At 60.9% G+C, this 24,862-nt stretch carries 16 protein-coding genes; 7 read left to right on the forward strand and 9 right to left on the reverse strand.

Features of this window, described 5'->3' with window-relative positions; all coding sequences use genetic code 11:
* Genes IDF66_RS13340 through IDF66_RS13350 form a run of 3 tightly spaced genes read right to left on the reverse strand, consistent with a single transcriptional unit; the run spans position 1 to position 4,801 of the window.
* Positions 1-1,242, reverse strand: coding sequence for a restriction endonuclease subunit S (locus tag IDF66_RS13340; RefSeq protein ID WP_190267190.1), 1,242 nt, complete (start codon positions 1,240-1,242; stop codon positions 1-3).
* The gene (locus tag IDF66_RS13345; RefSeq protein ID WP_190267191.1) at positions 1,239-2,852 is read right to left on the reverse strand and encodes a type I restriction-modification system subunit M; all 1,614 of its coding nucleotides are present in this window, start codon (positions 2,850-2,852) and stop codon (positions 1,239-1,241) included. Before IDF66_RS13345 ends, IDF66_RS13340 begins: the two co-directional genes overlap by 4 nt.
* Positions 2,853-2,875: 23 nt before the next feature.
* A complete protein-coding gene (locus tag IDF66_RS13350; RefSeq protein WP_190267192.1) occupies positions 2,876-4,801 on the reverse strand; it encodes a hypothetical protein in 1,926 nt (641 codons plus the stop codon).
* Positions 4,802-5,431: 630 nt separating this feature from the next.
* Between IDF66_RS13350 and IDF66_RS13355 the strand changes: the two genes are divergently transcribed.
* From IDF66_RS13355 to IDF66_RS13380, 6 genes are all read left to right on the forward strand, one after another.
* Positions 5,432-8,812, forward strand: a complete 3,381-nt coding sequence (locus tag IDF66_RS13355; RefSeq protein WP_190267193.1) for a helicase-related protein — start codon at positions 5,432-5,434, stop codon at positions 8,810-8,812.
* Positions 8,809-10,779: an AAA family ATPase gene (locus IDF66_RS13360; protein ID WP_190267194.1), complete on the forward strand. Its 1,971-nt coding sequence runs from the start codon at positions 8,809-8,811 to the stop codon at positions 10,777-10,779. The genes IDF66_RS13355 and IDF66_RS13360 overlap by 4 nt, the downstream gene beginning before the upstream one ends.
* A 65-nt stretch (positions 10,780-10,844) precedes the next feature.
* Positions 10,845-12,350 carry an ATP-binding protein gene (locus IDF66_RS13365; RefSeq protein WP_190267195.1) on the forward strand — a complete coding sequence of 502 codons (1,506 nt, stop codon included), beginning with the start codon at positions 10,845-10,847 and terminating at the stop codon, positions 12,348-12,350.
* Between the two features lie 27 nt (positions 12,351-12,377).
* On the forward strand, positions 12,378-13,367 hold the full coding sequence (locus IDF66_RS13370) for a PD-(D/E)XK motif protein (protein ID WP_223309443.1): 990 nt from the start codon (positions 12,378-12,380) through the stop codon (positions 13,365-13,367).
* Positions 13,364-16,312 (forward strand): Z1 domain-containing protein, encoded by a 2,949-nt coding sequence (locus IDF66_RS13375; protein ID WP_317628686.1) that lies wholly within the window; start codon positions 13,364-13,366, stop codon positions 16,310-16,312. Before IDF66_RS13370 ends, IDF66_RS13375 begins: the two co-directional genes overlap by 4 nt.
* Positions 16,313-16,359: 47 nt before the next feature.
* Complete coding sequence (locus IDF66_RS13380) at positions 16,360-16,839, forward strand: very short patch repair endonuclease (RefSeq protein ID WP_190267196.1); 480 nt, start codon at positions 16,360-16,362, stop codon at positions 16,837-16,839.
* Here IDF66_RS13380 and IDF66_RS13385 read toward each other — a convergent pair.
* Genes IDF66_RS13385 through IDF66_RS13400 form a run of 4 tightly spaced genes read right to left on the reverse strand, consistent with a single transcriptional unit; the run spans position 16,799 to position 21,703 of the window.
* Positions 16,799-17,911 (reverse strand): DNA cytosine methyltransferase, encoded by a 1,113-nt coding sequence (locus IDF66_RS13385; RefSeq protein WP_190267197.1) that lies wholly within the window; start codon positions 17,909-17,911, stop codon positions 16,799-16,801. The two genes, IDF66_RS13380 and IDF66_RS13385, sit on opposite strands and share 41 nt — an antisense overlap.
* Before the next feature lie 51 nt (positions 17,912-17,962).
* The gene (locus tag IDF66_RS13390; RefSeq protein ID WP_190267198.1) at positions 17,963-18,847 is read right to left on the reverse strand and encodes a DUF6339 family protein; all 885 of its coding nucleotides are present in this window, start codon (positions 18,845-18,847) and stop codon (positions 17,963-17,965) included.
* Positions 18,840-19,790: a hypothetical protein gene (locus IDF66_RS13395; protein ID WP_190267199.1), complete on the reverse strand. Its 951-nt coding sequence runs from the start codon at positions 19,788-19,790 to the stop codon at positions 18,840-18,842. The genes IDF66_RS13390 and IDF66_RS13395 overlap by 8 nt, the downstream gene beginning before the upstream one ends.
* The gene (locus tag IDF66_RS13400) at positions 19,787-21,703 is read right to left on the reverse strand and encodes a hypothetical protein (RefSeq protein WP_190267200.1); all 1,917 of its coding nucleotides are present in this window, start codon (positions 21,701-21,703) and stop codon (positions 19,787-19,789) included. The genes IDF66_RS13395 and IDF66_RS13400 overlap by 4 nt, the downstream gene beginning before the upstream one ends.
* Before the next feature lie 614 nt (positions 21,704-22,317).
* Here IDF66_RS13400 and IDF66_RS24135 point away from each other — a divergent pair.
* Entirely contained in the window at positions 22,318-22,539 is a 222-nt protein-coding gene (locus IDF66_RS24135) for a DUF3293 domain-containing protein (RefSeq protein ID WP_223309445.1), read from the forward strand.
* A 181-nt stretch (positions 22,540-22,720) separates the two neighbouring features.
* Here the strand turns inward: IDF66_RS24135 and IDF66_RS13410 are convergent, their stop codons facing one another.
* A complete protein-coding gene (locus tag IDF66_RS13410) occupies positions 22,721-23,731 on the reverse strand; it encodes a hypothetical protein (RefSeq protein WP_190267202.1) in 1,011 nt (336 codons plus the stop codon).
* A gap of 196 nt (positions 23,732-23,927) precedes the next feature.
* Positions 23,928-24,845, reverse strand: a complete 918-nt coding sequence (locus tag IDF66_RS13415) for an arginase family protein (protein ID WP_190267203.1) — start codon at positions 24,843-24,845, stop codon at positions 23,928-23,930.
* Between the last annotated feature and the right edge of the window lie 17 nt (positions 24,846-24,862).

Below are 24,862 nucleotides of genomic sequence, written 5' to 3' on the forward strand. Positions count from 1 at the left end.
TCAGATGTCCTTTTCGACGTGTCGTTCAGCGTCTTTGACCGTGATCTTGCCGCTCATGATGAGGGGTAAAAGCGCATCCCGAGTCGCTACCAGGCGGGAAGACTCTTCTTTTGCTGCAACTTCGCGTGCGGTTAAAGTCGCAATCGTTGACTCAACATCAAGCAGATCTGACTGGGCTGGGCAGGTTACTGAAACTGCCTTGAGGTTGCCCATTGACAGTTTGGGCTGAACCGCGCCTGTGATGCGGTCCGCGACGCTCGTTCCGGCAACGAGGTAGCGCAGCAATTCGGTACTAACGCCAAGACCCGTCAGAACGTGGGCGTGATTATTCACCCAGGCTGGTCCCCAGATGTACTGCACGACAGCGGTGCCAGTATCGGTAGATACGGTGCCATCCTCTCCAACGAGGACCAAGGGTTCGTCGAAGAGTGGACGGTCAACCCAATCGACTATTCCTGTCGCGCCGTAATATGGTACCGGGCCACTTTTGGCCAAGCGCTCATTCTTTGATAGCGGTACTCGCTTTCGATTATGGAAGACGGCTATTTCTGCCAATCGGCACATGTGACGTGAGTTTAGGAGGCTTCTCTCAACGGTTGCGTTGGCGAGTTCTTGTATTATTCGAATCATTCTTCGGTTTGCTCTGATCTTGTTGTCGAGGGCGCCGAGGACATCGACGATAGCCTCCTGCACCCCTCGAGAGGGCATCAGTAGATTAATCGCTTTTGCTTCAGGGTAGTACAGCGTTTTGTGTGTAGACCCAGTTGCCCAGCGGCGAATGCTGTCGGATTCAGCTTTCAGCGCGTAACGTAAGTAGTCAGGTCGGAGCTCTTCTCCGCAGACCCAGTTCACGAAGTCTTGACTAGTGCACATCGGTACTGCCATTTGCACGACATAGCCGACCGACGCGGTGCGTGAGAGGCATACTGTGCCTTCCGGAAGCAATCGAGTTGAAGAGTTCTCGATGCCCAGCTGTGAGATTTTCTGAAAAGTCGAGGTGATGATTTCTCCGTGGTACGTCGTAGCGTCTTTAATGCCGATCCACGGGATCCCGTCGTTCCAGTACTCGTCATGCAGGCGGCTTGGCGTATGCCCGGATTCGAGTCGCGAGACTCGGCTGAGGGGCGTCCAGTTGTAACCGTCGGGAGCTGGGGTCTGCGGGTTACCTATGCTTAGAATGCCAGCACCAGGAATTACCGCTGTGGTCGCTTCTCGCCCTCCGGTACGGGTCTGTCCGTTCACTGGTGGATCGCCTCCAACTGCTTCCTTACGATCTTGTCGAGCTGCGATGACTCATCAAGCGCTTCAGTCAGGTCCTTTTTGAGACGTGCAATTCTATCGCCGATAGTCTCAGAGTCGTGCGCTGTTTCGGGAAGTCCGACGTAGCGTCCCGGAGTAAGTACTCGGCCCGCCGTTGTAATGTCCGTGAAAGTCGCGCTCTTACAGAATCCAGGTATATCCGAGTAGCCGCCAATTGCGGATTCGCGGCCGCGCCACGCCCGGAAGGTGTTGGCGATGAGCTTGATATCTTGGTCGGAGAGTGTGCGTTCGACGCGATCGATCATGTACCCCATCTCGCTTGCGTCGATGAAAAGTACTTGATTGCGACGGTCGTTTGAGCCCCTCGATCCAGGGCTTTTGTCTTTGGAGAAGAACCAAACACACACCGGGATCGAAACAGAACGGAACAGGTTGGATGGCATAGCTAGGACGCACGACACAACGTCGTCGTCGAGCATTGCGCGCCGAATATCGTCTTCGCCGCCCGCACTCGAGGACATCGTTCCGTTGGCCATGACGACGGCGGCCTCGCCCTGCACCTTGAGCTTGGAGATTATGTGTTGCATCCATGCGTAGTTGGCATTTCGCACTGGAGGCACCCCGTACTTCCACCGTGCGTCGTCCTCGCTCCGTGCCCAGTCCTTGATGTTGAATGGGGGGTTGGCGAGGACAAAGTCGGCGGTGATGTCCGGGTGGATGTCTCGGGCAAAAGTGTCGCCCCAGCGCGAGCCCAATCCTTGCGAGTCGATGCCGTGGATGGCGAGGTTCATCTTCGCCAGCCGCCACGTGCGCTCGTTCAGTTCTTGCCCATACACCGCGATGTTGGTCGGGTCCTCGTTGTGGCGCGCGAGGAACTTCTCTGCCTGGACGAACATGCCGCCGGAACCACAACAGGGGTCATAGACACGGCCGTGGTGTGGCTCGAGAATTTCAACCAGGGTCCGCACAAGAACGGGGGGCGTGTAGAACTCGCCGCCTCGCTTGCCCTCGGCTTTTGCGAACTTGTCGAGAAAATACTCGTATACCTCGCCGAGGAGATCCCGTGCCTTGGATGCGCCGGCCCCGGTGAAGCGAGCAGAGTTGAACAAGTCCACGAGTTCGCCCAGCCGTCGCTGGTCTACGTTATCGCGTCCGTACATCGTGGGGAGCGTTCCCTCGAGTGAGGCGTTGTCGGTGGCGAGGATTCGCATCGCAGCATCGATGAGATCGCCGGCAGACTTGGCGTCGTCGGTTGCGGATGCTGCGATGCCTTTGGCGTGGTCTGCGATGTAGCTCCACCGAGCTTCTGGCGCCACCCAGAACACCCCGTTGCCGAGGTACTCGTCGACGTCTTCAAGAGTTTCGGCGATGTAGGTCTCGGCTTCACCGTCGAGCTCGGCGCGGATCGCTTCCCGGCGCTCTTCGAAGGCATCTGAGACGTACTTGAGGAAGACGAGTCCGAGAACGACATCCTTGTACTGGCTGGCGTCCATGGAGCCCCGGAGCTTGTCCGCGGCCTTCCACAGGGTGTCCTTGAGTTCCTTCGGAGTGGAAGGCGCGAGCGCCACCTGATTCTTCGGTTTGGGTGCCATCACTTCACTTTCGTTGTGTTGGATCATAGATTCTGTTGCGTTGTTAGCGAGCGTTCTGAAAGGCCATCTATGATCTCGGTTCTGAGTTCTTCGACGTTGTTGAGTTGGTCGAGTAGTTGTTGTCGTCGTTGGTCGGTACGCCGTATGAGTTCTTCGAGGGGCGCCACTTCCTCCACATGAACGGTGCGTAGCTGCCAGGTGCGTCTGTCGGTACCCTGTTGCGCAGCGATGTCAGCGGCCACGACGGCCGGCACCAATTGTCGATCGTCGACCTCCGCATCGCGGCAACGAAAAGCCCGGGCAGGCGCCAGTACGACATGTCCGCCGTGATGGTCGATGACTGCGGCCGGCCCGCCTGCGGAGACGTAGATAACATCTCCGGGTTCGGTGAGTCTGGCCCGTGGTGCGACCGACTCGAGAACGAGGCGGTCGATGCCAATGCTTCCGATGTGAGTTGGGCTGCGTACTTCGTCGGGCCCGACGACATGGGCCCATCCTGGTTGAGCTTCGCCGACATGCTCGCGTGGTATTCGAGATCCTGCCAGGTCCCGACCCAGTTCGCGGGTGGCGACAGTGAAGCCGACCTGCTTCGGCTCCTCCGATGCGGCTGTCAAAGAGATCCCGTCGAGCATCCCGCGGTCGAGTTCCCAAACGCGTGCGAGGCGCTCGCCGCTCTCATCCGCTGCATTGACACGGACCGGGACCGTCAGCGTGGGCCGCCGCACGATGTAGCTCGACGCTCGCACCACGCTCGAGTGAAAAGCGTGTGCATGGAGGTCGGCGGTGGGGGAGATCGCGGTTGCTGCGTCTGCAGCGATCGCCTCACAGGCCGCGATGTCCATTCGCGTATCGGAGTGTGCGCCGACCACGGTCCAACTCGAATCCGGCCGACCAAAGATCCAGAGCGCAAGGCGACGTCTACCCCCGAATCGGCTCAGACCTTTTGGTAGGCGAGCCACGTACCGTAGCGGAGCGATATACGAGCTTGCTGGCACGAGAAGCTTCTGACGTCGGGGCGCGCCGTCGGCATCGACCATCAGACGGGCCGGTCCGACTACCAGCAGGACGTCATCGACGCCGAGGTCGAGGAGGCCATTTTCGACACTGTCGAAGAAGCCACTGTCCGACCGCAGGTTTTGCATCATCATGAGGTGAAGTCGGCCCTGCTGGTCATCGAGTAGTTCGCCGGGGTTGTCAATCGCATTGGCCGGCCAGCCGTCCGCGACGAGGCGGCGCCACGCGGCTCGATCGCACGGCTGATCGAATGTCGAAGTCCTGATCGAGAAGTCGCATCGTTCGTCCTCATCAAGTTGGTCGACCAAGGCGTGGGCGAGGATCTGGCCGCCTGTTCCTGTGGGAACAATCGTCAGCGGTTGGGCGCGGCGAATTTCGGCGATCACCGAGGCCAGAAGGTCCCGTCCGTCCGATGTGAGGGCCTCGTTGGCCCAAGGGCCCCCAGGTTTCACAAAATCCGCGACCAGAATGTCGAGGACTCGACATCCGGAGAACCCCGCCTCCGCAAGCTCGTCAACAGCGCTCACGAGTGCGGAGTCCGCCAGCGCGATGACCGCATCAGCACTGTTGGCCACGGAGCTGACTTCTGCGCGCGTCTCCAGGGCAGCAGCCGCCTCTGCGGGGTGTAGGCCGGCGATAGGTTCTCCGACCAATTCGTGCAGAAGCAGCAACGTCGATGCGGCATCGATGTTGTCAACGAGCTTCTGGAACAGGGACGAGTGAAGACTCGCTTCGAATCGTGACTCCGTGTTGTTGCCATGACCGGTTTCGTCGAGCCAAGCCGCGACTTGCCCGGCATCGAACAGGAGGGGGTTCCCGCCCATCGGTGCCGGAAACGGGGTATCGGACATCGCGAAGCGCGAGCGCCACATTGACACGACTGGCCGTTTGACCTGCGCCAACTCGGCGATCGCCTGCATGGTCAGAGTGCTCACGCTCACTGCTCCTTTCGTCTTCTGAGTCGACCCTCACTCAACCACACGGGACCACGGCAACGCATGAGAAGAGCTGATAAGTCCTCTTATCAAGCAAGCAGACGCTTTGTTCGAACCTGCGTGTCAGTTTGGAATGCGACAGAGGAGGGCACGTGAACCGACACCGGACAAACGACCGCAACAAGCGACAGATCGAGCAACTGTTCGACATGGCAGCTCCTGGCTGCGCGCCGTGGAGAGTGGACGAACCCGGCTGTGCCACCGGAAAGCGCCGATGGCCCACAGAGTCGAGGGCCGAAGCGGCTCTGAGAAGTGCCCAGCACAAGAGGCGACGGAGAGCCAGGGGTGATCATCGGGGGAAACTGGAAGTCCGAGTCTATGGGTGCGACGCCTGCGAGGGCTTCCACCTCACTTCGATGAGTCTCGACGCGTACGAGGAAAGCCGACTTGCCCGCGCCCGGAGCACCTCACGATGAGTCTGATTGTCGAACCTGACATTTGTGCTGAACCGACGGGCCCATCCTCGATCCGATGTCGCCCCGACCTGCGCCGTAACGTTCCCGGGCGCGTCAGCGAGTCTGTTATTACTGGACATGAAACGTCGACGAACAAGTGAGAGACAACAGAGCGGTGACCGAAACGGCCGGTATATGGAGGGGCGGGACCGAGCCAGTCTTCGGATATCTACCGACGTCAGAGCGCAGCGGCCGTGTGCTGGAGCGCGGCGCGGACATCGTGCGTGCCGTGATCGTGGGCGGTCAGGTAGACGATCTCTATGCCGACGGACGCGAATGCCGGTACCTGACGAACACGGAGGTTGTGTTACCGGAGGGGCTCTATTGGTTCGAGGCGGTCGATGGTGGTGGCCTCGTCATGCAGATTGCCGCCGGAGTCGGTGGACCGGCGGCTTCGTCGCGGGTGACTCCGGTCGATCAGCTGGACGACGATGATCCGTTGGTGGCCGGATGGGAATGGGCCGAGCAGTTGTGGGATGAGGCGCGGCCCGTGCCAAGGCCGCGGTTCGCTGTAGACGAACATGCATTGTCACGGGCGGGCGACGCGGATGTGGTGATTCGGAGGCGGCGCTTTCTGCAGAGGTGGGTATACACGGTATCCCTCGACGGAAAGCAGGTCACGCTCGTCGAGTCCGATCTGCTGCCGCGCCCGATCAGTGACGATCCGGTCTCGTGGGTGGCTGACGCGCCGGCGCCGGCAAGTCGCTTCTCTGCGACTCTGACCAGAGCGAAACTTCTCGGCGGATTCAGCAACACGTTGTTCTCTTTCCGTGCGACACGCACCACTTTCCGCCCCTACCAGTTCAAGCCGGTCCTCAAGATGCTCGAAACGGGGAAGGCCCGCATCTTGATCGCTGATGAGGTGGGTCTGGGCAAAACCATCGAAGCAGGCCTTCTGTGGGCGGAGCTCGAGGCACGCCGTGAGGCCGACCGGGTATTGGTCGTGTCTCCTTCCAGTCTCGTGGAGAAATGGATCGGCGAGATGCGCGAGCGTTTCGGGTTCGAAATGACCCGACTCGACACCCAAGAACTGGCGAAGTTCACCGCTCTCCACCAGGAGAACCGGTTGCCAGCGCGAGCCTCCTACGTCGCCAGCCTGGAGACCCTGAGGAAATGGGAGGGGCTCGACGACCTGCGGGAGTTCCCGCCCAGCTTCGATCTGATCATCGTCGACGAGGCGCACAGCATGCGCAATCGGGATACCAAGAGTTACTTCCTGGGCACTGAGCTCTCGGACTGGGCAACCAATCTGGTCTTCTTGACTGCCACGCCCATCAATCTGCGGCAAGACGACTTGCTGTCGTTGCTGGAGTTGCTGTCGCCAGAAGACGCAGGTGACATCGAGGATCTGCTCCTACGGCTGGAACCCAACCGGGTCCTCAACGCTGTCGCCGTGAAGCTGCGTGCCAAGGGTGTCGACGGCCGGGAGCTGACAGGGGATCTGTCTGAGCTGGCAGACATGGATTACGGGAGGACTCTCATCGAGAGGCATGACTTCCAGCAGCTGATCGAGACCCTGAGCAAACCCGTGTTGTCTCCGCGAGATGTCGTTGTCGCCAGGGGGTTGCTGAGCAGACTGAACACGCTGTCCGCGATCATCACGCGAACCAAGAAGGTCGAGGTAGACGATCGAAAATCGACACGGTCCGAAGTCCGCGAAACGGTAACCTGGACCGAGTCGGAAAGTCGCTTCTACAACGAGTTTGTCGCGTGGTGTGATGCTCGCGCGAAGGAAGCCGGGCTCCCCCTCTACTTTGCTATGCAGATGCCGTTGCGGCTCGCAAGTGCGTGCCTGCCGATGGCACGGCAGGCGGTCCTCGATCCGGATGGCTTCGGTCGATTGTCTGACGAAGACGACCCGTCGGTACCCGCCGCCCCGCGTCTCGCGCCACATCCCGAGCTGATTGCGACTGCCGAAGCTCTGGCCTCCACGGTTGACACCAAGTTCGAAGCGCTCATCCGTGTCCTCGAACGTCTCGACGTCGGGAATCGGCGGTGCCTCCTGTTCACGCATTCGCGGAAGGCGTTGTCATATCTCGAGCAACGGCTCGGAACCGATTATCGAGTTGCGGTCCTGCATGGTGGTGTCGACCCGTCTGCGCGCCTCGAAGTCATGGCGGACTTCAGAGCGGGCCGATTTGACCTCGTCCTGGCAAACCGGGTGGCCAGTGAAGGCCTTGACTTCGAATTTTGTTCCGCTGTAATCAATTACGATCTGCCCTGGAACCCCATGGAGGTCGAGCAGCGAATCGGCCGTATTGATCGGATCGGTCAAGTCGAGGAGAAGATCCTCGTTGTCAACTTCCTCAACAACGAGACCATCGACGAGCGGATCATGCACCGATTGCTCGAGAGGATAAGGATCTTTGAATCTACGATCGGGCAACTTGAACCGATCATCTCCGTGAACGCGACAGAAGCTCTTCGAGCCGGGTTCGACTTCTCTCTGGACGACGCAGAGCGCGAGCAAAAGCTCTTCGAAGCTCTCGCCGCCGTCGAAGAACAACGCGCAGGACTGGAGGAAGTCACGGATGCGTCGACTGAGTTGTTCGTGTCCGGCGACGTCGACGTGGACGGCCTCGAGGACGACCTGGTCAGAACGGGCCGCTACGTTGGCCAGCACGAACTGGCGCTGCTGATCGATGACTGGGCGCAAACCGATGGTGCCGAGGGTGTCGCAATGTCTGCCGATCGGCGGCGCGCAGAGGTCACCGGCAACGCTCGGATGGCCGCTCGTCTCGATCAGTCAGCACGAGCCGCTCGCGGACTTACAAGCGAGGCCCGCGCCGTCTCGGCACAACTGCGCCATGAGGCACCGATCCACGTGGTACTCGATCAAGAGCTCGCTCGAACGGGCGGAGGCTCGTTGCTGACGGCCTCTCACCCCCTCGCAATCGCTGCCGCTTCGATGCCTCATCACCGCCAGGCGAGATTCGGTTCGATCGCCGTTCGTACCGCGGACACGGACGCACACGGTGACTACCTGGTGCTGCTGGCCCGTGCAGACAGTGAAGGGAGGTCCAGCAGTGAAATCTGGGGTTCTGCAGTGACTCTGGATGGCAGGGCCGGGGGAAGCGAACCGGTCGACTTACTGCTGGCGGCGCTGGCGGAGGGCCGGATCGAAGACCACGCGCTTACGGAGTCTCGCCGGATGAGTCGGCTCGTCGAGATGGCCCAGGACTCCCTGCTCCTGCGGCAGGTCGATGAGCAGGCTCGCCGGGAGCAGGATTTCCACTCGGCGCGGCAGGCGCGAGTAACCACGTTGAAAGCTCAGTATGAGCGCAGAGCGACAGCAGTTCGACGGCGGATCGACACGGCCATGGCGCGGGGTCGAGACAGCCGCGTCATTGCTCTGTTCGAAAGCCAATTGGCACGAGCAGAGAGGAGATTCGCGGAATTGGCTGCGGAGGTCGGCGAAGAGCAACCGCCGGTGATCATGTTGGAGCCGCTGGTCGTTTGCTGTGTACGCCTGACGTCGGCGGAGTGCGCTCCATGATCCTGCGACCGAAAGATCTCCAGATCGAGGATGAGCGCACAAACCAGCGTAGGTATCGGCGAGAGCTCGAGCAGCAGGATGCCAGCAGGCGGAAGTATGACGGCCCCCGGAACAATGTGTGGACCGGCACTGCTGCGCCTGCCACGTCATCGAATGGCGGCGGTTCAATCGTGGGCAGGGTGGCCTTGACGGGCGTTGACCAGGCATTGGGGCGGTCGGAATACTACATCGGTGAACGATACGCCGAGTTCGGCGGTGTGGCTGTATTCGGCTGGGCTTCCGATATAGCGGGCACGTTCTTCCTCGGTACGACAGAGCACCCGCTGTGCGACGACGTCGCTGTCATCCGGTCGTTCCGAAGCGCTGACTGTCAGATCATCGATTATGCGGACGATGTCGTCAGATCCGGAGCCGTCAGCTTCGCCAGACCTGACGACGCGCTGAAGATTCCCTCGCCGGCGCAGAAGCGAGCTCGATCCAGGCCTCGACGGCCCGGGACTTCGGATGATGCCGCCGAGTCCCAGCAGACCTCAGGCGCAGATCACTCGGCGACGAGGCAGACCCGCGAGCGACGAGTACCCCGATTGGGTGCCTCGGTACGTGCTGAACGGCTCCTTCGTGAACGCTTGGCGGCCCCGCGAAAGATCGGACTCGCGTCGGTTCTCGCTACACTGCAGCCCGACCAGTACGACCTCGTCGCGCGGCCGGCAATGGAGAGCACCGTGATCGAGGGTCCTCCTGGCACCGGCAAAACGATCATCGCAACCCATCGCGCCGCCTATATGATCAACGCACAACCAGAGAACTCGCTCGACGGCGACGTGCTCGTGGTCGGTCCCACCGACGGGTATGCGCGGCACGCGCGTGGGGCCTTGCGGGAGTTGACGGGCAGCGACACGCGGATCACCGTGGAATCGATTCCGGGATTGTTACGTCGAATCGTTAATGTCAAATCGCTTCCGACGGGCGACATATCGACTTGCTGGCAAGACGCGGATGTCACGCTCGGGAGGTTCGTCGACTCAGTAATCAGCACTCAGCCGCAAGGCCGAAAAAGTAATCGACGCAGATTCACCGCACTTGAGATCTATGAAATGCTTCGCAAAAACAAGAATCAGGCGAGCGGGCGACCGATTACCGCCGATCCAGAGTGGACGTCTTATCTGGGGAGGCTGCCCGATTGGTATCGCGCGCGCCGAGTCCGTGCGCTCCTGCCACTCGTCGCGTATGTCAACTGGGTGGTCAATCGCGAACCTCCAGTCGGATTGCGGCACATCGAGCACATCGTCGTCGACGAGGCACAGGACATGACCGGGCTCGAGTGGCTCCTTCTGAATCAGATCAACCAGACCGGTGCGTGGACGATCATCGGTGACATGAATCAGCGGAGATCGGACCACACCTACGGGTCTTGGTCGCGGGTCCTCGAGGTGGCACAGTGTTTCGCTCATCCGACCATCGAGACGCTCGAGCGTGGCTATCGGTCGACCAAGCCGATACTCGACTTTGCCAATCGTTTGCTCTCTCGTGAGCAGCGCACGGTTTCGGCTGTCCAGATCGAAGGGCCTGCGCCGGTCGTGGAGGAGGTCGGGCCCGCAGAAATTGGCGCGGCGGCGATCAATCAAGCAGTGAGGATGGTGGCAGCGTATCGCGATGGAACGGTGGCAGTGATAACGAACCATGGCAGGCCTGTGATCGAACACCTGCGTGCCAACGGGTGGTCAAAGAGCCCCCAGGCGGGTTCGCACATCTGGAGAAGGGGGAGTTTCGGCTTGACTGTGCTACATCACGATGCCGCGCGCGGTTTGGAGTTCGACGGAGTCGTGGTGGTTGAGCCAGCGTCTTTCCCCAAGAACTACGGCCGGAATGGACCCCTGTATACGGCGCTCACCCGCGCCAACCGGGAATTGGTTGTAGTGCATGCGAAGGCGCTGCCGCGTGGGTTGTCACGAGATGCCGATGAGTGACTGTCGGCCCTCCCCTGCTGCAGGAAATCTTTCGGACGATCGAGGAGGGGTTGATGGTGGCCAGTATGAGCAGCGATGCTGACGAGGTGATCGGCCGGATAAAGCTTGATCCGGATCCGGGACTGGTCAAGAGCTTGGGCGCAAACCATACCCTGGAGTCCGCGATAGCGGATCTCATCGACAACAGCCTCGACGCCGACGCGACGCACGTCGCGGTCAGACTCCTGACCGAGGGAGATCGCCTCGTGCAAGTCGAGGTCGTCGACAACGGTACGGGCATGGGGCAGAACGAGATCGATGCAGCGATGACCATCGGCCGGCAGCGCGACTACGCTGCCGGTGACCTCGGGCACTTTGGCATGGGTCTGAAGGCGGCGTCTTTTGGTCACGGCGACGTTCTGACGGTCTGGTCGAGCAAGCGTGCGGGTGAGCCCCAAGGGCGGAGGATCCGGCGGGGAGACTACTCCCGGGACTTCACGTGCGAAGTGCTGTCCTCCGGGCTGGCCTCCCAGTACACGGTGGATCGCGAGAGGATCGTGAGATCCGGGATCGGTACCACAGTCATCTGGTCAGAGCTTCGAAGTGCGTATCGAGGCAACAGTTCTGATGAGGCACAATCCTGGCTTTCAAAGCGTAACGAGAATTTGCGCGCGCACTTGGGGGTCACATACCACAGGCTCCTGTCAAGCAATAGGCTGAGTATCGAAGTGCTTGTCGCCGAGCGTGCGGAGGCCAAAGACTCCCTGGGAATTCCGGTGCTCCCTGTCGACCCTTTCGGATACCGAACACCTGGCCATCCGGCGTATCCAAAGGTGCTCGTCGCGACAGCGGGTGGAACCGAGGTAGAGATGGTCTGCCACATCTGGCCAGCGAAGTCTGACGTCACTGGCTACCGGATCGCGGGCAACCCCGGTGTGCAATACCAAGGTTTTTACATATACCGAAACGACAGGCTTCTTCAGGTCGGCGGCTGGTCGGACACAGCTGCTCACACCCCGGCGAGGCAGCTCGCCCGAATTGTCGTCGATGACTCCGATGCCATCGGCCAGTTCCTGACGATGAACCCGGAGAAGAGCGGCCTGAAGTTCGAGCCAGCCTTCCATGACGCGATCGACAAGGCGCGGTCGAGCGACGGAACCACCTTCCTCGATTACATTCAAGATGCTGAGACAGTCTTCGCCGAGTCCAACAAGCGCAGGCGGAGAAGGAAACCCGTCATCCAGCCGGGCAAGGGCTTCGCTCCGGCGCTACACAAGCGGATTGGGGCTGAGCTCTCATACCTTCACGGCGACTCACTCGCCATGAAGTGGACGCGGCTACCGGCCGGCGAGTTCATCGACGTCGACTTTCATTCAAAGACAGTGTGGCTGAACAGCCGCTACAGGTCCTTGTTCGCCCCCGGAGGGGGACGGCTCAACGACTCTCCGATGCTCAAGTCCCTCCTCTTCCTGTTGACTCATGGAGTGTTCGAGGGACAGGTACTGGGAGCTCGTGACAAAGATGAAATAGCGCTCTGGACAAGTGTGCTCGGCGCTGCGGTGGTGGCCGAGGAGCAGATGCGTGATGGCTGATCGCAGATCGCGGGGAGGGCAAGGGCAATGTCCATGACACCGCAGGACGGCCGACACCTGACCATGGCGACTCTGGAGTCTCTGTGGTCCAACGAGGCTCCGATCGAGATACCCATCGCTGGTGAACCACCATGTAGTCTGCAATTGAATGCGCGGAATCACGTCATCACGCTGGTCACCACGTACCAGCGACCTGAGCCGGACACTGCCAGGCTCATGAACTTGAGCTTTGACGCATGGACGGTGGATAACGATGAACTGGCAGCGATCAGTGTCAATGTCGAAGGAAACATTCACGGGGCGTATGGACTTCTCGCAACCATCGCCGACGAAATACAGGTAAATCACGCTCCGCTCGCAGTGGCAGTTGACACAGCGGTGACCCGCCATCGTGACGTGGTGGCCGCCCGCGGTGCTCTCGATGTGAATCGCGAGATCGGACTCTTCGGAGAGCTCTTGTTCCTGGACTTCTTGATTCACGCGATAGGTGCCGGTCCGGCAGTCGATGCTTGGATGGGGCCGATCTCTGAGGAGCACGACTTTGTGTTCGACGACGTGCACATCGAGGTCAAAACGACCAGTACGGAGAGACGGCGTCACGTGATCAACGGACTCGGGCAGCTGGTGCCGGTAGGCGACACGGCACTGTCCCTGTTGTCTGTCCAACTGACACGCGTAACGGCAACAGCTGGGCGGACGTTACCGCAGCTCGTCGCGGCTGTGCGAACGGCAGCGGGCGGGCATGCCGTGGCACTCGACCATCGACTCGAATCATCGGGGTGGCTGGACGAGGACGCCGAACTCTATCCGACGAGCTGGCGGCTGCGCACGGTCCCGATGGCGTTCCCCGTAGGCGTTGACTTCCCGGCCCTCACGCCGGACGCGGTCGCGCGCGTGGTCCCCAACTCGGCACTGGTGGTTGATGTCTCGTACATGGTCGACCTCACAACTCTTCCCAGCTGTTCGCTACCCGAAAGACTCAACGGGTTTGTCACCAAGGAGGAATCCCCGGAGTGAATGACCAACGACCGGAATGGGCTGACTCGTTGGCCTATGTGTTCGATGCGCTCAAGAAGCAGCGGCCGAAGCCGCTGTTACCGTTGTTGAATTTGATGGCAGATGCGTCCGTCACCGACGCCGAGCTCATTCACTTCATCCGCACAACAGGCGAGAACGAACCTGCGCTGACCCAGATCCGGATGGCACTGGCGGGGTGGGACAACTTGTCCGACTTCGAGGATGCAGAAAAAGGGCCGACCGTTCCTCGCACACAGGCGAGGCGGATCGCACTCTACGGTGCACTCGATCTCTCTGAGGATCTCGCAGCCGCTCTGACCCAGCGGGTCGGCGTGTTCGAGGAACACTCGACAGTGATCTCGAAGGTCTTCGAACCTTGGTACGCCGAGGAACGTAAGAAGAGGTCGAGTGTGTACTGGGATGACTACGAGGATTATCTGCAAAATGTGAAGAAGTGGCCTGCGTCGTCAATCACGTCGCTCGACGAATCGACGACGCAGGTAATCGAGCGTTTGAGCCGCCCGACCCGGTCGGAAGCCAAGCAGACCAAAGGCATAGTCGTGGGCTATGTGCAAAGCGGAAAGACAGCCAACTTCACGGGCGTCGCGGCTAAAGCGATCGACGTCGGCTACCGGCTCGTCATCGTTCTGACTGGCACGATCGACATCTTGCGGTCGCAGACACAACGCCGGATGGACATGGAACTGATGGGCGTGGAGAACATCCTGGCCGGGCAGGATCCAACCGATCCCGCGGTGCTAAAGGAACTCGACTATCAGCAAGACGACGACTGGTTGAGCGGTAACTTCGTCAAGCATGGTGAGGCGCTTGACCTGCCAGGAGTTGTTGAGATATCGCGGGTCACCAGTCATCACAACGATTACAAACGTCTCCCGATGGCGATGACAAAGCTCAGATTCGCGCGCAAGAACAAGCAAAAGCCGCTCAACGACGAGGAGAATCTATTCCACTCTGGAGCATACGTTGCAGTCATCAAGAAGAACCGAGCTCCTCTCGAGGGTCTGATCAAGGATCTGAAGCCGTTGAAGAAGGATCTGGCCGAACTTCCCGTTCTCATCATCGATGACGAGTCAGATCAAGCTTCAGTGGACACAACCAATCCGAAAAAATGGAAGAAAGAGTCGAGCGAAGAAAAGAAGAGGACCACGATAAACCGCCTCATCACCGAGATACTGGAGCTTTGTCCGCGCGCGCAGTATGTCGGCTACACAGCAACGCCGTTTGCGAATGTGTTCGTCGACCCAGATGACGAGCGGGATCTGTTCCCGGCCGATTTTGTTCTGTCGCTTCATCGACCACCCGGATATATGGGGGTGCAGGAGTTTCATGATGTCGGGAAACGCTGGGACGACGAGATCAAGTCGGTATCGAACTGCAACGAACTTGCGTACATTCGTAAACTGGTCGGCGACGCGGCATTTGACCCCGACCAGCGAGACAAAGAGCTGCTGGAAGCACTCGACGCGTGGGTTCTGTCGGGTGCGATCAAGAAATATCGCGAAGACTCTTCGTCGCTCACCTTCCGGCATCATACGATGCTGGTCCACGAGTCCGTGAAGACCAACGATCACGCCGAGACCGCAGCAGATGTTCGATTCCTTTGGCGAAGAGCGGGTTTTAACACCTCGAAGGGCCTTGGTCGACTCGAGAGACTTTTCTCGGACGACTTTCTTCCGGTGATGTCTGCGCGTGCGGAGGGCGCCCCGATCCCGAAGTCCTTTGATGAACTGAAACCATATGTGACGACAGCGCTCGCGGAGATGACTCACGATGGTGATCCCGTTCTGATCCTGAACTCCGACAAAGAGATTCAAGCACAGCAGAAGAAACTTGACTTCGAAGCCCAAAAGGTATGGAGAATTCTGGTCGGTGGTACCCAGCTCAGCCGTGGGTTCACGGTAGAAGGTCTGACTGTCTCGTACTTCCGACGCAAGGCCGGACAGGCGGACACGTTGATGCAGGCGGGCCGGTGGTTCGGTTTTCGGCCTGGGTACAAGGACCTCGCCCGACTCTATATTCGCCGGGACCACGATGTGGACCTGTACGAGGCGTTCGAAGCACTCCTCCTGGATGAGGAAGCTTTCCGTGCTGAGCTGCGGCAGTACGAAGGATTCGACGAACAAGAAATGCCGCTGCTCGAACCCCGGCAGATCCCGCCGCTGGTGAGCCAACACTTGCCCTGGTTGAAACCCACGGCGCGAAATAAGATGTGGAATGCCGTGATTGCTGACAAGGCGCCGACCGATGTGCAGGACCTCTACGGACTGCCTGAGCTCGGGAGTTATCAGAACCGTGAGAATTTCGAGAATGTCATCGTGCCGATCTTGCAGCACGCCACACAACCCGTCGACCTTCCGTACGCGTTGGATGGAACGAACTCGACTCAGCCGGCCATGGTCGGAGTCGTCTCGTCGGACGAGTTCTTGCAGTTGTTCGGCCGGTTGGCGTGGCATGAAGAGTACGGCGAAACCGTGCGAATCGTCCGAGCGTTCATGCAGAAGGCCGCGGAGAGGAATGAGATCGTGGATTGGGCGGTCGTCTGGCCGCAGCCCAAGACCAAAGGGCGTACCGTCAATGTCCCGGAGCTCGGCGGTGATGTGCCGGTGGTGAAGCGCAAGCGGCGCGTCAACCGCATCGACTTCATCGGATCGGACCGAAAGCATCGAGCTGCTGCGCGAACGATTGCACACGGCGACGATGCTGGTCCAATTGGGGCATCGACGAAACGTGGCGTCGTACTTGTGTATCTCGTTCCGGATCGCGAAGACGACGATCACACGATCCCAGTGAACCGCGACGAGGTGGTGGGATTGATCTCGCTGGCAGTGCCATCGGCCTCTGTACCGCGCAAGGATCTGATCCGATGGACTGTCGTGAACACGACGCGACCGGAAGAGGTGGCGGTGGACCCGCCAGAGGTCTGAATGGTGAGGTGTAGCGGTCGACTCGGCAACTTGGCGGGTGTGAGCCGGTGAGCTATCGTCCTCCGGCGTCCTCCGAGAGCGTTCGGTCACGTATGAGCGAACAGCGACGTCGCGATACCGCGGCCGAGTTGCGCGTGCGCCGCAGGCTCCACGCCCGGAGTGTGAGGTTCAGGGTTGACGTGAAGCCAGAGTCTGATCTGCGTGCCAAGGGAGACATCGTATGGCGCGGCCTCAAGCTCATCGTCTTCATCGATGGCTGCTTCTGGCACGGATGCCCCGAACACGCAACACGCCCACGAGCGAACGCCGAGTGGTGGGCTGAGAAGCTGGACAACAATGTGCGACGAGACAGACGAACTGACGCAGATCTTTCTGACCGGGACTGGCATGTCCTGCGCTTCTGGGAGCATGAAGACCCGAACGAGGTCGCCGACGTCATCTGCGCGAAGCTCGACGAACTGAGGTCTGCCGGCAGGTCACAGAGATTCAGTTCACGAGCTCCAGAAGCTCAGCGGAGGGGTCGGTGATGGGGATGACGACGCCGCCCTCTCTCGAAGACTCCCACGGAGCGCACACTGACCTGTCCAGTTCCTCGAGGTCGATCAACAGATTCAATGCGGCCGCGAGAACATGAACCGACAGGCGAGGCGGAATGGCGTTGCCGATCTGTTGTGCGATATCGGCTCCTGCCCAAGGGTAGTCACGCGGAAAGGTCTGAAGCCTCCCCGCCTCCTGCAGGGTGAAGCGCCCGAAGTCGTTGTTCGCGAGTTCGAGTCGGTTGCGCATGATCTTGCCCGTGACTGTCGCGGCAGGCTCGTCCGACTGCCGTCGACCTCGCTTGCGGGGATCGCCGCCACTGCCATAATTCGAGATGACCGTGAACGGTACGGTGCGATCGAGTGCATCTGCCATAGAGACCCACGGCTCGAGCTTGCGGGTGGATTGTTGCGGTTGCCCTCGCCGAAACGCGTGGTGAGTGGGGGCCGGTATTGTAAGTTCTTCGTCATCGAGCCTTGCTATCAGTACAGCTCGGCGTCGCGTTTGTGGAACACCGAACTCCTCTGTGCGAACGATGCCGTGATCGACGCCGTAGCCGAATCTTTCGAGGACCTTGTGGTACGCGGCCCAGACGGGTAGGACCTGCGGCACCTGCTCGAGGACGATGGCCTCGTACGGGCTGTCTTGGCGCAGCGCCTCAAGGATCCAGCGCATCGGCTCGAGCACGAGGCTGGTCCGCTCGTCTTCAAACACACTCAGACTGTCAGCGGCGTCCTCACCGTTCGCCATCCGGTCCACAAGTGTTACTACGTCATCCAGCGCCCTACGCCCGGATCCGCTTCCCGCCACCGTGAACGTTTGACACGGCGGACCGCCGGTGAGAACGGTCGCGTCAGGGAAGTCCTCTGGGCCGAACTCCCGGACGTCCCCCTGTCTCGTCTCCAGACCCGCGGCGTCGCGCGTCGCGCAGGCATTGTCGTCGAGCTCGATGCCCTCGGAGGGGATCCCCAGCCATGCTGCCCCCACATCGAGGCCACCCGGGCCGGCGAAGAGGTCGACAATCCGCGGCTTGCCCTCGGAGTCACCCGATCCCAACACCATGAGAGAGATGGTAGCCGGCGGGGCCGTCAAGATCGCGTAGGCGGTGACGGGTCAGTCTGGCGCCGCCTGTGCGCCGATCCTACGACGCTCGGCAGAGCGAGCGCCCGCACTCGCGGCCGCGGCGTGGGCATAGGACCAAGCGCGATCCGCGATGGTGGTTCCGCCGCTGATCGATGTGGTGCTCGTGTCCACGCATCCAGGGCCGGCGGGGAGCGCGTCCCAGCTCTCGGGGATGTCAGGGATCTGGAAGACCCACCGTTGATAGCCGACGAAATCGTCCTGCTGGAAATCGGTCTCGGTCTCGGGTGGCGCACCCGCGGTGGCAAGGTTCAGCACCCGGGCGAGGTCGTTGATGTCGTCGGCCGACTTCGGCCGGCCGGCGCCCGACGCATCGTCTACTGCGATGAGTTCGAGCACGGCCAGAGCAAGCGAGCGACAACGAACAATCGGCCGGTGCAGATAGCTGTTCGGAAGGTCCTGAAAGATGAAGGCCTTCTCCACGGATCGATAGTCCGACCCGTTCCGGAACAGCTCGGCTCCCCACCAGAGTCGTGCGAATGCCTGCTTATGGACGGGGCCGCGGAAGCGATTCTCCGCGGTGTCGTTCTTACCCGACCACCGCCATTCCACGTAGTCGAGGAAGCGGATGCCCAGCCATGCCCACAGGTCCGGGTCGGCGGCTTCTGCGCGACTCAGTCGCAGCGCGTGATGGAGTCGGGGTGCCAGCCATCGATCACTTGCCGAACGATCGCCCCAGGTGTTCTTGCGCCGGTTGAACTCGCCCATGAGTGAGATCATGCAGTCGAGGGGGATTGCCCCGGAGCCGCCTGCGCGCGTGAGCGGCTCGGAATGAAGCTCCCAATCGTAGTCGTCGAACATGCGCAGTCGCTCGCGCGAATCCATGGAACCTGTGAGCCGCCAGACTATCTCAGACATACTGCACCTCCGATGTCGCGGAGGAGGCAGTGGAGGATGCGTCGGTGAGGGCATCGATCGCCGCGTCGATATCTGCCCAAAGATCCGCGAGATCTGTTCGGGACGTACTCCGTGCCAGCGCTGCGTACAGCTCGTCCACGGAGGTGAAGTGAGGTATGGCGCCGGCCACCTTCTCACACGTGCTTCGTAGCAACGGATCCGACGGGCCGATCGGGTCTTCGTCACCATCCGCCACGACCTCGGCGGCGGCGAGCCGGAAGAGCGTCGAGACCGTATAGCGGGCAATCTGCGATCCGAGGATGTCTCGAAGCCGTCGGCGCTCGAGTTTCGCATTCTCTGCTGTGAGGATCATCTGTAGGCCGGGGACTCCCGCGTTCAGGTAGAGGACAGGCTTGTCCGGCGCCGCATCCAGCGCCGCGAGCGCGCGGGTGTTCTTACGTGCAACCGCGGGTGCATCAGCTGCGTTGAAGTCGACCCAGACCTGACTGATCGGAGGTTCTCCGGCCTTTGTCGGAGCGTCGAACTCTCGCAGCACGATGGTCCAGGGGATCGCTCTGGCGACTACTCGGGTCCGACCGTCGACCTGAGCTGTGATCTCGGTGGACAGTGTGGCCGAGCCCTCGAGGACGTCGCGGTTGAGGGTGATCAGCCCGGAGAGCTGATCCGGGTTGCTCACATCCGGGATCAGGCGAAAAGGGATGCGGGTATTGGTGCCGCGACAGGTGATCAACGCGTATCCATGGCGCGCATCGATCCCGGCCGGCGCGGGCTCGGTCGGGGACACGTTCAGCGTGAAGGTGACAGTGCGCCAGCCCAGTTGCTCGAGGTTAAGCCGGTACTTTTCTCTGTCGGGTTCGACGGCCGCGTCGGAGTCCGTGACAACGTCGAGCAGATCTGAGGTCCACTGGCCCTTGTATGTGGGCCACGCGACGACAGGACTCATTTCGCTGCCTCCTGACCAAGGTTGATCAGGTCGCGCACCTCGACATCGACGGTGGCCTCCTCGGCGGGGATCGGGAGGGAGCCGGTTGATACACCGGTGATCGTCGCGGAGACGAATCGGCCGCGATCCTTGCCAGGGATCACCACGACGCCGTCGTCGACCTTGGCATCAGCCGATGCGAGGCTCGACCATGCGACCTCGACGTTCCTGCCATCGAGACCGACGAACATCAACGCCGGCGCGATCCGCCAGCCTTCGCTCCGATTGCGTGCCTTGATCTGAAAGGTCAGGTTCCATAGTCCGTCCTTGACCTCCCACGATGTTATCGACACCGTTGGTTTGGCCGCGCGGCCCGTTGCCGCGGCGCCCTTGCCAGGTTCACCCGATAGGAATCGGAGATGCCTGAACACCGACTCAGGCGGCTTGCCATCAGTCGGTGGAGCGGCGCCGAAGATGTCGAAGAGCGCTGCGTTGATCTGCTCTTCGATCCGTCGCAGGTTCGGAAGCCACGGAGGCACATAGTGCGCGTTCAAGCTCGATTGCGAGGTCTTGCTTCGCCCGCCCCGCGGAATCCACCGGTCATGGGCCGGCGGTTCGGAGTATCTCAGGAAGTCGTCGGCCAGTTGATCGTCCGGATCATCGTCGTTTGGACTGACGGCGCCTCCGACCAGCAGAAAGCCGTGGTATGTGTGGTTCTCGAAGGTCTTGTCGATGGTCTCGACGATCATCTCCGGTTTCCGGAACAGGCACACCTTGTTCTCCAGGGTGTCCTTCTGTTCATCGGAGAGCGTGACAACCAGCTGTGCGTTGTGCACGAACTTGGGATGTCGCGGGTCCGACTTGCGCGCAGGCACCTGGATCGGGATCTTTCGCGCGATCACCGAATAGGGCTCGGACAATTCGTCATCGAGGTCGCCGGCGTCGAATCGCCTCAGCGCACGGACCAATTCGGTGTAGGTTTCCTCGGGGTCGATCTCCACATCGGACACCGCTCGGCCGTTCTCCTTGACCGTGATGGAGACGTCCATTCTTCCGCGAGCGAGCAGCGGCCAGAAACTCTCCTCGACGCCGGCGCGCAGTTCGGTGGCCATGTCCTTCACACCTTCGATGCCGCGGCCGCCCTTCTCCGGATCGTCTGGGTCCTGAAAGCCGACCAGTAGAGCGGTGGTCCCAGGTCGAGGATCGGTGCGTTGGAGATGAAGATCAAGGGTCTGCTGATCGGTCGCCCATGTCGAGGCGACGTCGCCCTCGGCCTTCTGGATGCCGAAGTATCCACGTCCCTGGTAGGACGAGCCATTGAGCCGATGGGCGACACCTTGGTTCACGCCGAACAACCGGTTTCGCGTGTTCCCGTCGACAGCGTCCACATCGGCAAGGACCGAGTTGAACAGCACGGTCTGAATGCTGGAGAACCGCCAGTACACCGCCTTGCCCAGCCCGAAGCTCCCGCCTGCTGCCTTGTCTTTGCCACTGAACAGGTCGAGCCTGCACAGCTTGATGAAGTTGCCGAACTCGGCAGTGTCGATGTTGGAGAACTCGGGTCCGGTGAGCCCGCGGCAACCGTAGTCGGAGACCGACAGCAGAATGATCGAATCGGAGTCCCTGAGCTTTTCGAGACCCGTGCGAATGTTGCCTGCCGCCACAGCCCCGGCCGATTCCTCTGACATAGCCCGCAGATGCGGCGCGAGCTGATCCCCCCAACCAATGACTTTGAGGAAGTCCTCGCGGTGCTTTCCGCTGAGTAGGTGAAATGTGAAGTCGAGGGCCGGCGTGGCCTCCGTCCGGGCGTCGTTCGAGTTCTGCGTGCTCTCACGGGCCAGCGAGCTCATACCGGCATTAACGGTCCATTGATTGGCATTTCCGTAGTTCCCGTATGTTGCGCTCTGCGGGTCCCATTTCCAGGCCAGCGTCATACTTTCACTCTCGTCGCTTGCAAAGTTGAACTGCCGACACCATATCGGACTGGGCCGACAGTGCTGTCGTGGTTTGATCGGTGCGAAGTGTCCGCGGGAACCAGGTGGTGTTCGACTGAATGCGCCATGGCCGATGCTGCGCCTTCCACGGACCTGGCCGGCAATGCGGGCACTATTCCTCATCGCGGTCGAACTTTGCGGTAGCCTACGCGGGGACGTCCGCAATTTTCCGCGACCAAGATGACCTCGGTCGTCTTCGGGACCGACCCGGTGGACTTTGTGACCCCATCGGTCTGCGCTCAGTCTGTGCGTGAAGGCGTATTTCGGATGGAGAGTGGCAAGTTCCATGTTCGAGCACCTGGAGTTCTCTTGGCCGGATGCTAGGGAGCTCGCGCGGTACGCGGCGAATGACGAGTTGTGGCAGCACTACCTGAATACGAAGGTGTTAATCGAGCTGACTGACGGTTCCGGGACTGTCTGGCCGTCGAACTCGACGACGGGGCAACCGTCGCTCAGGCCTTTGCATGTTGTGACCGCGGTACAACCCGATTCCGACCCAGGGGACAGCGACAACGTCTCGCGGATGAAGCTTCTGGATCGCGAGTTGCGGGGGGATGAGCGTGTCGCACGTACCCGCGGTCGGCAGTAGCCTGGACGGCTCGCATAGCGAAGACAGCCGCGCGGTCTTCGGACTGACTGACGGCCAGGCTCGTGAACTCGGAATGCGTTTCGGTCAAGTCGCAGTATTTGCACTGCGTGGATGGCAATGGTCCCTCCTCGCATGCGTCGGTAACAGAGAGTCAACCTGCGGATGGCGCTGGGAGCCAGTGGTTTAGCCGTGTGATCACGTGGTGGCAGTCGACCTGGTCGAATCTTGTCCGGTCAGCGGCGCGCACCGCGTCCTACCCATTCGGATACATCTGGGGCTCTAGAGACGTTCCCACGGCTCGTGAATGTAGAGTTCGTCGGCTACCCGTGTCGGATGGCCGCTCTTGCCGTACCTACCTCGATCCGGTGTCAGTTTGCGTTCGAGCCGAACCATGAACGAGCGAACTGAGATCGCACACTCTGATCCCAGACGATGTTTTCCACGCGCACCAGATGCGACAACATGTTGGGGACAAATGAACAGAATGCCAGGGTCCTGTCGGATGTTGGATCTGGACACCACGCTCCCAAGAGGTGGGACAGCGACTGGCCGCCGGCTTCCGCAGCGTTGAGCGCGTTCGCTATTGATGGGATGTCCTGCGGGTTGGGGCTGACCGGAAGTTTCATAAGGGTGAATAGTCCGTTTCCGGCCTCAGGGTGGGCGACGTCGGTGAATATCTGAACCAACGAAGTATGTAGCTGATCGCCGCCCGCCATTGACGTCACCGCCATCGGTTCGTTCCTTGTGAAAGGCACCTCGCAGGTCAGTCCAGTGGCGTCTGCGGAACCGAGAAAGTTCATCTGAACCAGGAAATCGCTCGCGTTTGCCATGCCTGGCCCTGTAAATCTTGACGGATAGCCGCCTTCCGGGACGAGGACATGAGAGGACATATTGAGGATGTCGTCACGCTCGTCCCTCCTCCCGTTCGATGGATGATTCGACGCTGCCGGTTGGCCGCCGCAAGCCCGAGCCAGGTCGTGGGCCTGGTTGTGCGCGCCCGCGTTCTGTACCACGGCTGCCGTTGCCAGAATCTTGCTCATCCAGCCAATGGTTTCGTCGTGGACGACCGCCGAGCTGCAGCGCGAGATCATCGACGTGTTGGGGCTCCACACCAGCGCATCCGAGGTTGCGTGCATGTTGAACGGTGCGATGACGATGGCTGGACTCGTTCTCGGGTCGACATCGCCGACCGTCTCGGTCCAGATCCTGACCGTGCACACCTCCACACCGTGCGACTGGAAAGGGTGGCTCACCTCGATGTGTTGAGCCAGTCGGTATGACCACCACGTGAACCCGCGCTCGCGACGGACGCACCATGCGTCGTCGATCATCAACTGGCTGTAGAGGTTGCCGAGCATCCGCAATCCGACATCTGCCATACGTGTCTCCCCACGGTCGCTGTGATTGAGCGGCGATCCTGAGGCTCGAGGTTACGCGACTAAACATGCCTTACCTGCCTGTAAAGCCCACGAACAACGCATGGGTCGCCACTTCAGGTGGCCGTGCGTTCCTCGCTGTTGGGCCACCGCACTCGATGTTGATGATGCGGCCCCTGGGTGTCGAGGCCTCGGGTGATCAGTTAGGACCGTCGTCCGTGTCGTTAGTTGGTGTTGACGTTTTGGCAGCGACGTCGATGGTAAGCCGGTGCAGTTCCACGAGGTCACCCTCATCAAGCTTGCTGCTGATGTACCCGCCTGCGAGCACGAACGCCGTCGGCAGAGCCGACTCTCGGCGCCAGTCGAACACCATGCGCTCCCGATGGGCGAGCACGTCGGCGGTGATGCCGTCCAGACCGCCCGGGACACAACCCTCGTGGGGGTCCATCCCCGCGTTATATAGACACAAATCGAACGCTGCGGCATGGGCCTGGGCCAGGGCATCCTTGATGGCCTTCAGATAGTCGTCGGCGTTGTCCACCAGCGACAGCGTCGAGTTGCCATGCCCCGGGTAGCGATCGAACGGGCTGACCGACACGTCGACCTGCGCGATTCGCTCATCGCCGATGATGAGCTGGGCAGTCCCGCCGCCACAGTGTGCGTCGAAGTCGAGGATCAGCACCGAGCTAACTTTGCCCTCGTACAGCAGCTTCTTCGCTGCGATTACCAGGCCGTTGAAGGTACAGAATCCTGCGCCCTCGTCGTGGCGCGCGTGGTGCAGCCCAGAGGACAGCGAGCCGGCCACGCCCTCGTTCAAGGCGCTGCGAGCAGCGGCGAGTACCCCGCTGTTGGACGACAGCACCATCCGCCACAGCGAGGGGTCCCAGTCGAATCCCTGCGACTCGGCGAGCCAGTCAGGGGTGCCCGTCCGCACTGCTGACACATACTTGGGGTCGTGGACACGGGTGAGGTCGCGCATGGCCAGCGGCGTCGGTGCAGTGACCTCGACACCCTCGATCGGATCGGCGGCCAGTGAGTCGGCGATCCAGCCGGACTTGCGCGTGGTATCGAATCCGTGCCTGGCGGCGACGTAGTCTGCGTGGTAGTAGAGCTTCACAACTATCGGTCTCTTTT

Source organism: Gordonia hankookensis (assembly GCF_014673215.1).
Taxonomy (GTDB): domain Bacteria; phylum Actinomycetota; class Actinomycetes; order Mycobacteriales; family Mycobacteriaceae; genus Gordonia; species Gordonia hankookensis.